Genomic DNA, 15,819 nt, shown 5'->3' on the forward strand with positions numbered 1-15,819 from the left:
GGTTGAATACGTATGCATTGCCCGTTTGCACCCAGATGCCGTGTCTACCATACGTCGCAGTCGTGATGTCCGTCGTGGCGCGCGATGCAATGCATCCAGGCGTCTGCCGGATCGAAAATTCAAAGAACAACATGTACCTGGGAGGGGAAAATGTTGAAACACAAGCGCTCTGCGCTGAGTATCGCCCTGGCCGTCGCCATGGCACCGACGTTGGCCGCCGCGCAATCGGCAACGCCGGCATCAACAACCGACACCGAACAAGCCGCCGGCGCAGTGACCGACTTGGACAAGGTCCAGGTCACCGGCCTGCGCCGCGCGATCGAAGGTGCCATCTCGGTCAAGCGGGATTCGACCTCGATCGTGGAAGCCATTTCGGCCGAAGATATCGGCCGGCTGCCGGACGTCAGCATCGCCGAGTCGCTCGCTCGCCTGCCTGGCCTGGCAGCGCAACGTGTGGCCGGTCGCGCACAGGTCATCAGCGTGCGCGGGCTGTCGCCGGACTTCTCCACCACCCTGCTCAACGGCCGCGAAGTGGTCAGCACCGGCGATAACCGCAGCGTGGAATTCGACCAGTACCCGTCCGAACTGGTCAGCGGCGTCACCGTCTACAAGACGCCCGACGCCGGCCTGGTCGGCCAGGGCCTGTCCGGCACCGTCGACATGCAGACCGCACGCCCGCTCAGCTACAACGAGCGCGTGATCGCCATCGGCGGCCGTTACCAGCGCAATTCGCTGGGCAAGGCCGCCAATGTCGATCCGTACGGCAACCGCTTCAATGTCAGCTACATCGACCAGTTCGCCGACCGCACCATCGGCCTGACCATCGGCTACGCACACACCGACATGCCGATCCAGGAAAATCAAGTCGGCCTGTACGAACCATGGCAGCCGGTCAACGCACAGCGCCCGCGCCCCGGCGTGGCCGACGGCGTGTATTTCTCCGACGGTATCAAGGCATTGCGCCGCACCGGCAACCAGAAGCGCGACGGCGTCATGGCCACCTTGCAATACCGCCCGTCCAATGCCTGGACCAGCACGCTCGACGCCTTCCACACCAAGGCCGAGCAGATCGACACCGCTAACCAGTTCGAGCTCAACCTGAGCAACTACAACGGTGGCTACACGCCGGGCCTGAACATCAGCAACGTGCGCGTCAACGACAGCAACAGCTTCACCGGCGGCGACGCCAGTGGCGTCTACCCGCTGGTGCGCGGCATGTACAACAAGCGCGAAGACACCATCGATGCGTTCGGCTGGAACAACGAGATCACTGCCGGTGCGGTCAAGATCACTGCCGATCTCAATTACTCCAAGGCCACGCGCGACGAACTGAACCTGGAGAACAATCTTCAACGTGCGCCGATGCCGCAGCTGGATACCGTCGGCGTATCGGTTGTCGGCAACGGCTTCTCTCAGCTAGCGCCGGGAATGGATTACTCCAATCCCGATCAGCTGTTTCTGACCAACACCATCTACGGCTCCGGCTACGGCAAGGTGCCGAGCGTGGAAGATGTGCTCAAGGGCGCACGCCTGCAGGCCAGCTTCCCGATGCCCGAAGCGCTGAGCTGGTTCTCGGACCTGGATGTCGGCGTCAACTACGCCAATCGCGAAAAACAGAAAACCCAGCCGGAAGGCAACATCACCCTCGGCGCGCAGGGCGAATCCACCATCGCACCGGACCTGCAATATGCGCCGGTCAACCTGGGCTTTGCCGGCATCGGTGCCCTGCCCGCCTGGAACGTCCCGGCGGTGGTCTCGCGTTACATGCTGTTCAATCCCAGCGACGATGCCTCGTTCCTGGTGTCCAAGGCCTGGACCGTCGAAGAGAAGATCACCACCGCCTGGCTGCGCGCCAATCTCGATACCGAATGGGGCGATGTGGGCGTGCGCGGCAATATCGGCGTGCAGCTGCAGAGCGCCGACCAATCCTCGCGCGCAAATTATTGGGACGCGTCGCAGCCGGCAGGCAGTGAAGTGCGCCCGATCGACGACGGCAAGACCTATCGCGACTGGCTGCCCAGCCTGAATCTGGCCTTCCAGTTCCCGTACGAGCAGACACTGCGCTTTGCGATGGCAAAGCAGGTCGCACGCCCGCGCGTGGATCAGCTGCGCGCCTCGCTGGAATTCGGTGTCGACACCTCCACCGGCCGCCCCGGTGCCAGCGGCGGTAACCCGATGCTCGACCCCTGGCGCGCGAACGCCATCGACCTTTCCTACGAAAAGTATTTCGCCGAGCGCGCCTACGTGGCAGCCGCGTTCTTCTACAAGGACCTGAAGAGCTACATCTACACCCAGAGCCGCGACAACTACGATTTCTCCGCGTTGGTGGCCGGCTATGTGCCACCACCGGGCTCGGCGCCGGTACTGACCACCGGCACCTTCAGCGCCCCGTTCAACGGCAAGGGCGGCACGCTGCGCGGCGTCGAACTCACTGCTTCGCTGCCGCTGGATCTGGTCTTCGCTCCCTTGGAAGGTTTCGGCATCCAGGCCAGCGCCACCTTCAACGACAGCGACGTCAAGATCCGCGACCCGGAAAGTGCTTCCAGCGTCGGTGACGGCGAAATCAGCCTGCCCGGCCTGTCCGAACGCGTCTACAACCTCACCGCCTACTACGAGCACAAGGGCTTCGAGGCACGCGTCAGCCAGCGCCGTCGATCGGACTTCATCGGCGAGATCGGCAACTTCAACGGCAACCGCACGCTGCGCTACGTGGTCGGCGAAAACATCACCGATGCGCAAATCAGCTACAGCTTCAACGACAACAGCGATCTTGCCGGCCTGACCTTACTGCTGCAGGCCAGCAACCTCAGCAACTCGCCCTACCGCACCTATGCCGAAACCAAGGACCGTCCGCTGGAATACATCGAATGGGGCCGCACCTTCGTGCTGGGCGTCAACTACAAGTTCTGATGAGCTGTGAACTGCAAACGATGCGCTGATTGGCTACATCTTTGTCTGTGGCCACGACGTTACCTTTGGCCACATCGCTAACTGTGGCCACATCGCTAACTGTGGCTACATCGTTACCTGTGGCTACATCGTTACCTGTGGCCACATCGTTACCTGTGGCCACATCGCTAACTGTGGCTACGCTACCTACGTGACAATCGGCGCATCATCAGGTTGGCCGGCCCTGGCGCCAGACCTCTCCATCAGGACAACGAAGCCCCTCTCCCACCGGGAGAGGGGTTGGGGTGAGGGTACGGCACAAGCACGGCGTGCATCCACCAAGCACAATCCCCCCGCTCTTCTACTGCATGCGCCGTCACCTTGGATACGACTCAGCTGCCCGTAAAGCATCGAACATTTCTCTGATCAGGGGCAGCAGCAACATCGAACAAAGAAAACCCGCCGACGTCATGCCGGCGGGTTTTCTTTGATCCAGAATTTTCAAAATCCAAGCTTGCATCGCCCTCTGCAAAGCGCACAGGGTCGGCCGCCAATCACGCAACCTTGCGCATCAGCACTCCCCTACTCATAGCAGTCGCTTGTAACACTAAAACGGAACCAATCCAGGCACCATCAGGGCCTGCCTGCACCAACACGAGTCCAGGCCACTGCTACAAAAAGCCGCCGGTAACGCTGACGTCCTCACAGTCAATCGCAATCCCTGTGCGGCCTTCTGGTCAAAACACCCGACTGGCGTGGAGAACAGCACACCCTGCCTCATCCACAGAGCAAGGACATGATCGACAGGGAATAGCCGCACAGCTGGCGTAACGCTATAAATGCTTGGCAAACCAAGCAATCGTCAACTACAAAAGAGCGAGGCATTCCACAAAGGAATGCCTCGCTGCGTTCCAGACAATCACGCACCAACAGTTAGCAGGCGCGACACACCGTCAACCACCCTCGATCGCGCAAACCACCGCATGCCCGGTCAGGCGTAGGTGGCCATGTTCGATGGCTCCGCGCTCTACGCCGGGCACATCGACCTGCTTCCACGCGCCAGCCGGCAGCCGAAGCTCGGCTGCATCGGCCGAAAGATTGAATGCCAGCAACATCACCTGGCCGTCGTGCTCGCGCCGGAACATCAGCACAGGTTCGGCGGTGTCGTAGAACGTGATCGTACCCTCGCGCAACGCAGGCTCGCCCGTGCGCCAAGCCAGGAACTGTCGCACCGCACTGAGCACGGACAACGGATCGTCCTGCTGCATGCTCACCGCAGCCGCACGATGCTCCTCAGCCAGCGGCAACCACGGCTTGCCGCTGCTGAAGCCTGCCGACGGCGCATCCGTCCATGGCATCGGCGTGCGGCAGCCATCGCGACCCTTGAAGGTTGGCCAGAAGGTGATGCCATAGGGATCGCGCAGATCCTCGAACGCCACCTCCGCCTCGCCCAGGCCCAGCTCCTCGCCCTGGTACAGGCAGATCGAGCCACGCAGCGAGCACAGCATCGCCACCACCATCCGCGCGAACGCCGGCGATGCATCGGCCCCGCCCCAGCGTGTCACCGCGCGCACCACGTCGTGGTTGGAAATGGCCCAACATGGCCAACCTTCCAACATCGTGGCTTCGAGCCGGCTCACCGTCTCGCGGATATAAGCAGCACTGTAGTCCTGCACCAGCAGCTCGAAGCTGTAGCCCATATGCAGGCGGCCATGAGCGGTGTACTCGGCAGTGGTCGCCAGCGAGTCCTCCGACGAGATCTCGCCAAGGCTCACTGCATTCGGATAAAGATCTAGCAGTCCGCGCAAGCGCTCCAGGAAAGCTAGATTTTCCGGCTGCGTGTTGTTGAAGTAGTGGTACTGATACGCGTAAGGGTTGTCGGCACTGAACCCGCGCCCCACCCGCTTGTCGGCCGGCTTGGCCGGATTGTCACGCAGCTGCGCATCGTGGAAGCAGAAGTTGATCGCATCCAGGCGGAACCCATCCACCCCACGATCCAGCCAGAAGCGCACGTTATCCAGCGTCGCCTGCTGCACCTCGGCGTTGTGAAAATTGAGGTCCGGCTGATCCACCAGGAAGTTGTGCAGATAATACTGCTCCCGCCGCGGCTCCCATTGCCACGCCACTCCACCGAACAGCGACAACCAGTTGTTGGGTGGCGTCCCGTCCTCGCGCGGATCGGCCCACACGTACCAATCCGCCTTCGCGTTGGTCCGGTCCTGCCGGCTCTCCTGGAACCATGCATGCGCGATCGAGGTGTGGCTCAACACCTGGTCGATCATCACCTTCAAGCCAAGGCCATGCGCCTTGTCGAGCAGCCGATCGAAGTCGTCCAACGTCCCGAACAGCGGATCCACCGCACGATAGTCCGCGATGTCGTAGCCGAAATCGGCCATCGGCGACTTGAAGAACGGCGAGATCCAGATCGCATCCACGCCCAACCCGGCGATGTAGTCGAGCTTGGCGATGACCCCGGGCAGATCGCCCACCCCATCGCCATTGGAATCCAGAAAACTACGCGGATAAATCTGATAGATGACGGCCCCGCGCCACCATGGTGTCTGCGACATGTACGCCCCTCCCGGGCCAATGTGGGCGCAGAGATGAGCACCCAGCCAAGAGCGTTAGCGTAGCGGCGTAATAGACTCAGAGTGTGCCCGTGCATACGTATTCATGAGCAGCCACCTGTGTAACGACTCAGCGGCTTTTTGCTCAGGTCACACAGTTAATGAAGCGTCGTATGCGGCATGAGAGCATCGTCTGCGTGCCTGAAAATAGACATGTTCTGCACGCTGAACGATATACACGGGCAACCAAGTAATGGTTCACCAACCACAATAAACGGATCGCCTCATAAGGACTCTCAGAGTCACCGTCACCGTCTGCGTGATCACCGAGCTGATCCAGTTGGTCAGCGTCCAGTACAACTGCGGAGAGCCTTTGGCCATGCTAGTGGCCAATCCGATGATCAGCGCCGCCCGCAGTGCCGTCACCACCAACCCCATCGCCGCCTCGCACGACTGGTCGTTCACGATGCGGTAGCCACGGATGAAGATTCGAAGCGTCAGCACGTCAATGACACCGTACCGACCCAGGCGGTCGTGCGCTGCAACAACTTCCCATTGAAAGATGGAAATTTCGTTGCGCAGGTCGCAGGAAATAGAGCCAAGGCGGACACTCCTGACTGCCTTGGCGATTTACCAGATCGCTGAAACGCAACGACCAACACGCCCGATTTACATGGACATCGAACGTGAAGCAGTTTCCTGTGCCTGCACCTGAGTGGCCTGACGTTGGCTTTCCTCGGCTGCTTGCCGGCTACTGTTTTCCAACGATTGATTCTGCGCTTGGTTGCGATCCACAAAAACCCGCTGCATTGCCGGGTCGGTCATCTCGCCCTGTACTGCGAAGAAGCCGTCGCCGTTCTTGTTGGGCACTACATGGTCGATGCGTTGGAGACCGCTGACCTTGGACTCGAACACGATTTGCCCGGCTGCCTGCTCGAGTTCTTTGCGATTGGCAAAGCCGCCACGTTCACCCAGCGCTTCGAGCTTGCTCACTGCGCCGTTGTACATCGCGTTGTCGGGATGGCGAGGGTCAGACAACAAGGGGCTGGAGGATGCCTGTGCCGGCGCAGCAGGCGCGGCCGTATGCTCAGGTTGCTTGGATGTCCCCTGGGTCAACGCCTTAGCCAAAGCGGCCTGGGTCTGCTGACCTGCGACGCCGTCTATCTGCAACCCGTGCTCGCGCTGAAATTACTCAACCGCGTGCTTGGTGTTGCCGCCAAAGTCGCCATCAGGCTTCAAGGGTTTGCCATCGCGGCCAACGGCGCCGAGTTGCGCAAGTTGGCCTTGCAAATGCTTCACTTGTTCGCCGCGCTCGCCTTGCTCTAATTTGCCGTACTGTGCGGCATCGCGTTTGTGCTGTTGGGTTTGTGCAAGCTGCTGGGGAGGCTGAGAATTGATTTGCTTCCATGCCTGCTCAGGCGTTACGCCGCTTTCGATTGCCTGACGATATGACTGCCGCATCGCGTTCAGAGCATTCTCTGTCTCTGCACTGGTAATCGATGCATGATTTGAGCCACCTGGCTTGTCGTAATAGCTTTTCCCAGTATCTGGGTCAGCAATGCTTGCCCATTCCTGTGCGAGCGCATTTTGCGCACCATTCAACGATGAGCCGGGGGCATCAGTAATATAATTGCGAACTGCGGACTTCTTGTGAGTAATCAGATAGTCTGAAAACACTTGATCCTGGAGGTCTGGCGTAAACGCCGCAGACCGTTCCAGACCCATTTTATTTACAGCATCATTCATCGTGAAAGGTATGACCTGGTAGCGCCCTACTGCAAAAAGTCGCTCTTGGTCGCCCCTAGGCAACGCTTGCGCATCCATGACATCACCCACAGTCATAGAAAAAAATCTACCGGCCCTGTACTCCCACGGATGTGTTCACGCCCATCCGCCCGATGTAAGTACCCCGGTTATAGGCATTATAATTAGTACGCCTGGATTCACCGCACTGAATCAAATCTGCCAAGGGACTACTCATATCTAGCACCTCCTGTGAAATTAACAACAATCCAATCAGTCAGCTTTCGTCGACACATCCCACCAAGAAACGAAAAGCCTCGATTTATCGCCCTCTACCAGCCCGTCTTGAATTTTGCCGTACGTGGAAACCTTCAACACTTGACTACCGTCAACGCTGGAAAATTCCGTTATACAATGCCCGTCGCCGCTACAGACATTCAACTCTGGCAACTCATCGCAAATAGCACATCGCTTTGGATCTTTGGAGCACACACCTTCAAAGTCATCGCCAACAACGTTTTTCTTACACTCGGCACTTACCGAGGGCTTCCAATTTCGGCGATGACTTTTTTACGAAGATCGCCGTAAGGCATACCTTCCTTAAATTCGCCAGACAGCTTAGTAATACCAACGGATTCCACCGATAAACTTTTGTCACTAATAGCGATTTCAGGCGAACCTTTAGCGGCGACAATATTTTTCCGCGCATCTGCTGACTGACTAACAGCAGATCTTTCCTGCGGGGCTTTTCCTTGGCTGCAAGCACCCAAAAAAAAACAGCCAAGGAGCGATTAAAATCAAAACCGTAAAGCTAGAATATTTTGCCGCCAAAAATCCAATTAAAATTTAAAATGGAATCTCGATGATTTCTAGTATTTTCGGAACACAGGCTTCGTGCATTCAGAATATATAACCTTGCATGAACTGGCACCAGTTTTCTCACAGTTTTCTTTAGCCAACTCAACCGCACGAGATTCGGTAGGGGATGCTTGAAAGAAACTCTGCGAATCTGACGCAATCAAGGCAGAGCACTGATTTTTATAAACGAGCTTAACTTTACAGTCACTAGCTCCTTCAATAGCGCATTGCCTAAGAGCAGCTTGCTCGGCCTCCTCTTGAGAAAATTTACCTACCGCGCTGCCAGCCTCTCCATTACTCGAATTAGCGATTGCCCCCCAAGTTTTAATCCACTCACCGGTTGGTTGAGGAGGGGTAGGCGCAGCTCTGGATGTGCCAGAGTCGGGACCACACTGGGGACTTCCAGGAGCAGCGCCAACTGGGCAAGCAGTTTGACCAAACGCAGCGTTAACTGAGAGCGCATAGAGAAAAACAAATAGAAATTTACGAATCATTGGAAATCACTCATGATTAACCATTATTTTTGTGCAAGACCTCGATTCCCAGAGATAGGCTCCTGAGTTACAGAAGGCTCCCTGTGCATTTTGGTGGCTGCTACGCTAGTGTCCCGGTTAGAAGTGTCACCAGAGCTCGTGGCAGGCGGCGCCGGCTGATAAGGCCGCCCCGCACCCGGCTCCTGATTGGCCCGGTCCAACTGCCCCAGCGCCGAATAGGCCGTGAACTGACCCAATGTGCCCTGGAAGAAGGCGGCGGCCATCGGCGGTGCGGTGACGATCAAGGTTGTCATGACCAAACCTAGTCCTCCTTGTTGCAATGCCATGCTGCTGATGCCCTCGCCACTGTTTCCTGGGAATGCGTACTTGGCAAGGAATGCGACAGCCACTGCGCCGATCACCTTCGTTGCCAGGCTCACCGTAAAGCTCAGCACCGACAACGAAAACACCATACCTAACCCATATAGCAGCCACTTGCTGAACAACGACTTCGTCGCCTGGAACAACAGGCACATGATGAACAAGGGACCGAAGCCCACAAACAGCGCCATACCGATCTTGTTCAACAGCAGCAGTGAGCCCCCCACCACGCCCGGACCGGCCATCCCCACCCCGGTGAACCAGCGCGCACGCGTCTTCTCGTCGTCTCGCTGTTGGTTGCCTGCAGTCTGGATCTGATCGATGCTCATCATCGCAATCTGCATCAAGCCCAAATTCTTGTCGATCGCATCGTAGGGACTTTCCGAGTCCCCGGTCACCACTTGGGTGATGGACTGGCTAACACCGTCAGTCAGCGTCCAGTACAGTTTCGACGAACCTTCGGCCATGCTCGTCGCCAGACCGATGATCAGCGAGGCGCGCAACGCAGTCACTACCAACCCCATGGCCGCCTCGCGGGACTGGCCGGTCACGATGCGGTACCCCTGGAACATGACCCACAGCGTCAATACCGTTAGGGACACAATGCCAATCAAGGCCGAAGTGCGCTGCAGTAGCGTCCACTGAAAAATATCGATCTCGTCGCGCAGGAAATCGTTGATCAGCGAGAAGAACGCGTAATTACCAAGACTGCTCAGAAAATCCATATGTCACCACATTCCACTGGACGGCCAGGCCGTGGAGCACTCGCTGCTCCGGGTTCGATTACACCTGCGACGGCACGCGCATCCTGCGCGTGCCGAGATCTCACTTGCCCAAATCTAATGGCTCCATATCACGAGGTCTGTCGGATCTGACTGAATCCAACGCCGCCTTCATGGCGACCCCGGCGACCACCGACTTGCCGAAATCCCCCAAGGTGTTGCCCAGACTCTCGAAGAAGCTACCGATGCCTCCTTGGCTAGAGGGATCCCCGGAGGGCGCCTTCTTGCCCCGCATCGCCGCCCATGCCTGCGCATCCTGTTGCTTGGTCAAGAAGCCCAGCCGCGTTTGATACGCAAACATCGCCGACTCCATTTGCTGGCGATCAATGTCCATCAGTGTCTTCAGTGCGATCAGCTTGTTGGTATTGTCCTCCAACTTACCGAGTTCAGTGTCTTTGATCTCCGCGCGCTCTTGTTCGATCTTGCGCAAGCGCTCAAGACGCTTCTTGGTGATGTCGTACATCGCCACCATATAGTTGTACTGCGAATTGCGCGTGCGCTGAATCAGCTCGCACCCTTCTTTCTGCTGGGTCGCCACCGGCGTCCCCGCCGTGGTGCTTGAACAATCGGCAATCCCGTAGTCATCCGGCACCACCTTGATCTCTTCCTTGGGTTTGTCGACTTCTGTCCCGCTGTCCTTGTCTTTGGGCTTTTTGCCGAGCTTCAGTGAATTCTGGATCTCTTTTACTTTGGTGTTGAGGTCTTTGTCGACGACTTCCCACTGCGCACTGGCGGCTCCGGCCATGCAGAGCAGCACCAGTCCCGTGAACACGCGAGAAAAATGTCTGAACTTGGTTGCCATGGTGTTTTTGCCTCCTGACACAGATGAAGTTGATGCGTGAAAAGTGTGCTGCCGATGATGGGGACTACGCATCTTCGGCTTCCTTGTCTTTGACGGCTTTGCGCTTCCCTGAGCCCTTGCGGTTGGCATAGAAGTCCTCCAGCCACTGCTCCGGGGTCAGTTGGTCAACGCTCACGCCTAACTTGTCGGCCTTGCGCGACAGAATCTGGTGCATGATCTCGATGTTATCGGTCGAGGACGAAATGACCGACAGTGCGTCGTCCATACCACGCAGATTGAGCTGGCATACCGCAGAGGCGTGGCCTTGCTTGACCAGGAAGCAGCGCGAGCGCTCGTCGAGCGAGACCACCACCTGGTACTCGGCATCGGTCAGCTTGAGGCCTTCGATGTAATCGTCGCGACTGGCGTTGGGGTTGGGCAGCAGCACCATCGTGGCGGTCTGCTCGATCAGCGCCGCGGCGATGTCGCTGGCTAGGGCGTCTTCCGGGCTCTGCGTGGCAAAGATGCCCAGGCCGTTTTGCTTACGGATGGTCTTCTGCTTATTCTTGGCGAACTCCTTCAGGCCGCCCTTGCCGTCCAGGATCTTCCAGAATTCGTCCATCACGTAGATCAGCGGACGCCCATCGATCAGCGCCTCCAGGCGGTGCAGCAGATAGTTGATCACCGGCACGCGCACTTCGGCGTTGTCGATCACGTCGGTGTAGTCGAAGCCGATGATCGATGCGCGCGTCAGGTCGATGGTGTCCACCGGGTTATCGAACACCCAGCCCAGCGAATTGTCGGCGGTCCAACGGCGCAGGCGTGCATACAGTCCGTCGTCGCCCATGTTGGGCAGGCTCTTGCGGAAGTTGCTCATGCTGCGCAGATGCATCGGCGTGTCCAGCATGCCTTCCACCGCGCGGTAGATGTCTTCCTCCTCGCGTGCGCTGTATTCGGGCTTGCCACCGAGCACCTTAATCAGCTCAGCAAGGAATTGAGTATTGGCCTCATTGCGCTCGCACTGGAACGGGTTAAAGCCGGTCGGGGAGCCATTCTCCAGCGCCAGGTAGTTCCCGCCACAGGCACGTACGAAGATCTCCGCGCCGCGATCCTTGTCGAAGAAGAAGATCGTCGGGATCGGATCGAACTTCTGCACCTGACTCAACAGGAAGTTGATCAGCGCCGTCTTGCCGGTACCGGACTTGCCGATGACCATCGTATTGCCGATCGCCTTCTCACCCAGGGAATTCTCGGCCGGATGCGTGGCGTGGAAATTGAAATAATACGGCTGGCCGTTAGTGGTCTGCAGGGTGGTGACACAGTCGCCCCAAGGGTTGTTGTGCTGTTTGCCCTGGGCAAAGTTATGCAACGGCGACAAACCGAGGAAGTTGAGCGAACTCAAGTTGGCGATACGCGTGCGGAAGCGCCAGTTACCCGGCAGCTGCGCGTAGAACGACGAGGCGATCGCCAGATCTTCCTTGGCCGAGACGAAACCGGCATTGGAGAGCTCTGCGCGCGTCGTCGCGATCTGCCTTGCCAACTTCTCCTGGCTGTTAGCATACACCGCCAGGGTGAAGTGGTACTCGCCCAACACAAAATTGCCGGAGGCCACGTCATCCATCGCCAGGTCCAGGTCGCGGATCTGGCTGGAGGATTTGTCGCCCGACGAAATCATCATGCCCTTGGTGCGTTCCAGCACCTTCAGTGCATCGTGGCGACCGACCGGGCTGAAGGAATGCGTCATGACATACTCGAAGTCGAGATACTTCAGACCGTTGAGAATGCCCGGATAGGTTCCGTCGGCGTACTCCTTGATATTGAGGATGGCGCCGAAGTGATTGATGCCATCCGGGGTGCGAATGACAAAATCGCCGGTCTTGTTGGCAAACATGTGCTTGCTGACAGGCAGGTAGGCGGGCACGGGCGCCTGCAGTACAGGAACTGGCTCATCAATGCGATTGAGCAGATAGCCGAGAAACTCCAGTGTCTCCGAAAACACGACACCATTCTTGGCTTCATACATGCCAAGACGGTAAGGTGAATAATCCTTCAGCACCGCCTCAACGTTGGTGGCCAACTCGACGATCTTGGAGATGGCCTGCTCTTCCTCAGCCCCGATCTTGTCTGGATTGACAGACTTTTCGACCAGACGTCGCCCGGTAACGACAGGACGATAGATCATGCTCAAGTACAACTCGTTCTGCATGATTTTTTGCGAGGATAGCGCCGCGTAATACTCGTCGGACAGCGTCTGATTGAACGATTGCTTGAAGCGCCCGCCGGTACCGATCTTGCGACGACGGCGAACGTCATGAACCCAGAACGCGATATTGGCGAAATCCGGTGCACGCAAGGTTTGCAATAACCGATTGAACGTATTGTGCCGCTGCTCAAGTTCAAATTCGTCCCGCCCAACGAAGGGCAAGCCAGCCAGATGCCAGATCAACAGATAGTCGCCACCTGTCGTCTTGACGACGGACGGAGCGACATGTGTCGAGATGGAAACAAATTCACCGATCGGACTGTCTGGACTGAACATGGGTATTACCAGGTAAGAGGAAAAGCATCACACCAAGAACTAGCTAAAACACCAACCCCATGCGGATTGAGCGCATGGGGCTGGCTTACCTTTTCACGTGCTCATCGCGGCTTGCCCGGGGGCCCCTTGCGGTACTCGTTGGGAGTGAATACCCACATCCCGGAATAGCGCTGAAGGTTTCGGACGCGCATTCGGAAAAGCCAGCGCAATCCAAGCAACCTGAAGATCATTTCGTCCCTCTTTGCCATTTGCTGCATGCCAAAGATGATGACGGGGATGGTGAACAGGTACCAAAGATTGATATACATCCCCAGCAGCAAGCCACCGCCCGCACCGATGAAGAAAGGGATATACGGCACCCCCAGAAACATCGCCGGACGGGTGCAGCCGCGGAAGAGTACGTCTTTATGCATAGTACTGAGCGATCTGCAGCAGCGAAGTGGTGAGCGTCGAGCACTCCTGAGCGCCTCCCTCCTTATTCTGAAGGATCATATTCGCAATCTGCCCAGCCGCACCGATCAGTACGCCACCAATGAGGATCGGGGAAACTTCAGAAATGCGCTTGTGCGCAAATGCGATCTGGTAGCCGGCCACGATGACGGCGATGGTGACGACAGCGATCGAGCCCATGTTCAGCAGCTTGGTCACATTGTTCAGGAATCCGCAGACGCGGGTATCCGTGCCGCCGAGTTCATTGGTCGCACCAGCGCCGCCCGCCACCAACAACAACGAGGTGAACAGCAGCGCCTTCACTGCCTGCGTGCCGACCATCTTGGCATCCGCAACTGTCTTCTTGTCGATTTCAAACTTCATGTCTAACTCCTTGGGAACAGAGGGGGTCCAGCAGCCATAATCCTTGGCAATCTTCCATCCTAAAAAACAAATGCACTATCTGTTTGCGGAGCCGCCTGTGGTGCACGCGGCACGGAGACGGGGTTTGCGGGTTGTTCGGTCTGCGTCGAGGCTTGCGGTGCGACAGCGGGCAACGCTACCCCATGCCCTTGGCCCGTCGGCTTTACCACATACAACTCGTTCTCCGCTGCTGGAGCCACGGGGGTGGCCCGACTCGGCAGAGAGTAAGGTGGTGAAGGTGCCGATAGCATAGGCCCCGAGGGTGAAGCCACCGTGTTGCCCGTTCCGGCTAGATCCTGAATACGACGCGCCACTATCGCATCTGCCAATTCAGCGGCCGCTTGCCGCAACGGGTTGGCAGGCCGCAACTGCACCTGGCGCGTCGGCACGACCGCAATGGGCTCGGCTCCAGAGGAGGATGCTACCGACTGACGAATGGATGCATAGATCTTTTGGACATAACCGTGCTTGAAGCCGGTCTCGAAGTTGCCGGAATAGTAACAGCTGAACGACTTGCCCCAATTGGCGCCGGAGCGCGAATGGCACTCCGCCAGAATCCTCGAAGCAGCGACCAGATTGGGGCATTTATCGAATGCCATCTCATAACTGGTGAGCCCGTATTTTTGCAGGTTGTACCGATTGACCTGGCCAAGTCCCAGGGAAAAGTTGTAGCCCTTTTGTTCCAGCATCTTGGCGGTGGCCACTGCTTCAGCCAACCCCCGTGGCTCACGCACCAACCGCCCGCCAACCACGCCGATGGCATACGGATTGCGCGACGACTCGACACGGACAACGTGCTGCATCACCTCGCCAGGAACAGCAAGTCCAGTGCACCCCATCAGTTCCATGCCAGGCAACATGTCATTACTCCTTGCAAAACCGAACCAGCCCCAACCAAAGGATTTACCTTTCAACCACCGCGCAAGGTTCTCAAGGGATCGAAGTCGATGCCAGTGATGAACCGGCGCCCCGCGTGTGCCTTGATATGAACCACGATATCGATGGTCATTCTCAGCAAACGCTTGATCACCTCGAATTCCAGACCGGAGCCTTCGCTCGATGCCTTCACCATCAACGCCAACTGGTCCCACGTTTGCTCGACACTTCCGGCGTGGCAGCTGGTGATGGAACCCGGATGCCCGGATGCGCAGTTACGGATGAAGTAGAACGACTCATCACCACGCAACTCGGCCAGGATAATGCGATCCGGCTTCATGCGCAGACAGGCTTCCATGCAGCTTTTAGCCGTTACGTTGCTGGTACTCTGCCCGCCCTTCGAGTACAGCAGGTGCACGGAATTGGGCTGACTGATGAACAACTCACGTGCGTCCTCGATCGTCACCAGGCGCTCTTCGCTTGGAATGTGATTGACGAGCGCCTTCATGAAGGTGGTCTTGCCGCTACCGGTCGCTCCGGCAACGACGACGTTCTTCTTGTACAGCACGCACTTTTTGAAGAATTCTGCGTAATCGCGCTTGCGGCGCAACTCCAGCAATTCTTGGTCGTGATCGCTGACATCGGCCGATTGCTCGAGCACCTCGTCGAAGAACCCGTCGTGCTTGTATTGCTCGAGCGATTTGGTGTGCTTGGAAGGGAGCCGGATGGTGATGGACACCTTGCCTGCATCGCACGCGGGCGGCATGACAAACTGCGCACGCTGCCCTGTAGGAAACGTCAGCGAGACCACGGGATCTGCATCGGTAATACGCTGCCCGGTGTTGCTTTCGTTCACCACCGCCGTGCAGAACTGGCGGGCACGGTCATATGTCAAGGATGGCACGTCGACCCGCTGCCACCCATGGATCGTTTCAAGATACAGCTCGCCAGGCCGATTGATGCAGATTTCAGTCACGTCAGGCGAATTCAGGTAGTCCAGGATGCCCAGCACAGAGTACTGGTAATCCAGGAAATCATTCGAAATGCGCGCCGTCGGGGAATCATCGATCGTCATGGC

The 15,819-nt window shown here is 57.8% G+C and carries 10 protein-coding genes and 2 pseudogenes; 1 reads left to right on the forward strand and 11 read right to left on the reverse strand.

Annotated elements, in window-relative coordinates:
* Positions 1–150: 150 nt before the first annotated feature.
* Positions 151–2,910 (forward strand): TonB-dependent receptor, encoded by a 2,760-nt coding sequence (locus ABQY64_RS13040; protein WP_039522141.1) that lies wholly within the window; start codon positions 151–153, stop codon positions 2,908–2,910.
* Between the two features lie 932 nt (positions 2,911–3,842).
* Here ABQY64_RS13040 and ABQY64_RS13045 read toward each other — a convergent pair.
* From ABQY64_RS13045 to virB11, 11 genes and pseudogenes are all read right to left on the reverse strand, one after another.
* Entirely contained in the window at positions 3,843–5,459 is a 1,617-nt protein-coding gene (locus ABQY64_RS13045) for an alpha-glucosidase family protein (RefSeq protein WP_349780120.1), read from the reverse strand.
* 274 nt (positions 5,460–5,733) lie between these two features.
* Positions 5,734–6,086: pseudogene (locus ABQY64_RS13050) on the reverse strand (hypothetical protein); the annotation flags it as partial.
* A 39-nt stretch (positions 6,087–6,125) separates the two neighbouring features.
* Positions 6,126–6,800, reverse strand: a pseudogene (locus ABQY64_RS13055) (XVIPCD domain-containing protein); the annotation flags it as partial.
* A 1,268-nt stretch (positions 6,801–8,068) separates the two neighbouring features.
* Complete coding sequence (locus ABQY64_RS13060) at positions 8,069–8,551, reverse strand: DUF4189 domain-containing protein (RefSeq protein ID WP_104594360.1); 483 nt, start codon at positions 8,549–8,551, stop codon at positions 8,069–8,071.
* A gap of 23 nt (positions 8,552–8,574) precedes the next feature.
* On the reverse strand, positions 8,575–9,636 hold the full coding sequence (locus ABQY64_RS13065) for a type IV secretion system protein (RefSeq protein ID WP_104594361.1): 1,062 nt from the start codon (positions 9,634–9,636) through the stop codon (positions 8,575–8,577).
* Positions 9,637–9,736: 100 nt separating this feature from the next.
* Positions 9,737–10,495 carry a hypothetical protein gene (locus ABQY64_RS13070; RefSeq protein ID WP_349780119.1) on the reverse strand — a complete coding sequence of 253 codons (759 nt, stop codon included), beginning with the start codon at positions 10,493–10,495 and terminating at the stop codon, positions 9,737–9,739.
* A gap of 64 nt (positions 10,496–10,559) precedes the next feature.
* Positions 10,560–13,013, reverse strand: a complete 2,454-nt coding sequence (locus ABQY64_RS13075) for a VirB4 family type IV secretion/conjugal transfer ATPase (RefSeq protein ID WP_349780118.1) — start codon at positions 13,011–13,013, stop codon at positions 10,560–10,562.
* A 101-nt stretch (positions 13,014–13,114) separates the two neighbouring features.
* Complete coding sequence (locus ABQY64_RS13080; protein ID WP_047130693.1) at positions 13,115–13,426, reverse strand: type IV secretion system protein VirB3; 312 nt, start codon at positions 13,424–13,426, stop codon at positions 13,115–13,117.
* Entirely contained in the window at positions 13,419–13,826 is a 408-nt protein-coding gene (locus tag ABQY64_RS13085; protein ID WP_102584847.1) for a TrbC/VirB2 family protein, read from the reverse strand. Before ABQY64_RS13085 ends, ABQY64_RS13080 begins: the two co-directional genes overlap by 8 nt.
* Positions 13,827–13,885: 59 nt before the next feature.
* Positions 13,886–14,713, reverse strand: a complete 828-nt coding sequence (locus ABQY64_RS13090; protein ID WP_181142609.1) for a lytic transglycosylase domain-containing protein — start codon at positions 14,711–14,713, stop codon at positions 13,886–13,888.
* 62 nt (positions 14,714–14,775) lie between these two features.
* A complete protein-coding gene (virB11, locus tag ABQY64_RS13095; protein ID WP_016901071.1) occupies positions 14,776–15,816 on the reverse strand; it encodes a P-type DNA transfer ATPase VirB11 in 1,041 nt (346 codons plus the stop codon).
* Between the last annotated feature and the right edge of the window lie 3 nt (positions 15,817–15,819).

The sequence above is a fragment of the Xanthomonas sp. WHRI 7065 genome (assembly GCF_040203115.2).
Lineage (GTDB): Bacteria > Pseudomonadota > Gammaproteobacteria > Xanthomonadales > Xanthomonadaceae > Xanthomonas > Xanthomonas arboricola.

What these genes read in the sequence shown, in the direction of transcription:
- ABQY64_RS13040 (WP_039522141.1), top strand. Translation starts at nt 151, where the DNA reads ATGTTGAAACACAAGCGCTCTGCGCTGAGTATCGCCCTGGCCGTCGCC.
- ABQY64_RS13045 (WP_349780120.1), bottom strand. Translation starts at nt 5,459, where the DNA reads ATGTCGCAGACACCATGGTGGCGCGGGGCCGTCATCTATCAGATTTAT.
- ABQY64_RS13060 (WP_104594360.1), bottom strand. Translation starts at nt 8,551, where the DNA reads ATGATTCGTAAATTTCTATTTGTTTTTCTCTATGCGCTCTCAGTTAAC.
- ABQY64_RS13065 (WP_104594361.1), bottom strand. Translation starts at nt 9,636, where the DNA reads ATGGATTTTCTGAGCAGTCTTGGTAATTACGCGTTCTTCTCGCTGATC.
- ABQY64_RS13070 (WP_349780119.1), bottom strand. Translation starts at nt 10,495, where the DNA reads ATGGCAACCAAGTTCAGACATTTTTCTCGCGTGTTCACGGGACTGGTG.
- ABQY64_RS13075 (WP_349780118.1), bottom strand. Translation starts at nt 13,013, where the DNA reads ATGTTCAGTCCAGACAGTCCGATCGGTGAATTTGTTTCCATCTCGACA.
- ABQY64_RS13080 (WP_047130693.1), bottom strand. Translation starts at nt 13,426, where the DNA reads ATGCATAAAGACGTACTCTTCCGCGGCTGCACCCGTCCGGCGATGTTT.
- ABQY64_RS13085 (WP_102584847.1), bottom strand. Translation starts at nt 13,826, where the DNA reads ATGAAGTTTGAAATCGACAAGAAGACAGTTGCGGATGCCAAGATGGTC.
- ABQY64_RS13090 (WP_181142609.1), bottom strand. Translation starts at nt 14,713, where the DNA reads ATGGAACTGATGGGGTGCACTGGACTTGCTGTTCCTGGCGAGGTGATG.
- virB11 (WP_016901071.1), bottom strand. Translation starts at nt 15,816, where the DNA reads ATGACGATCGATGATTCCCCGACGGCGCGCATTTCGAATGATTTCCTG.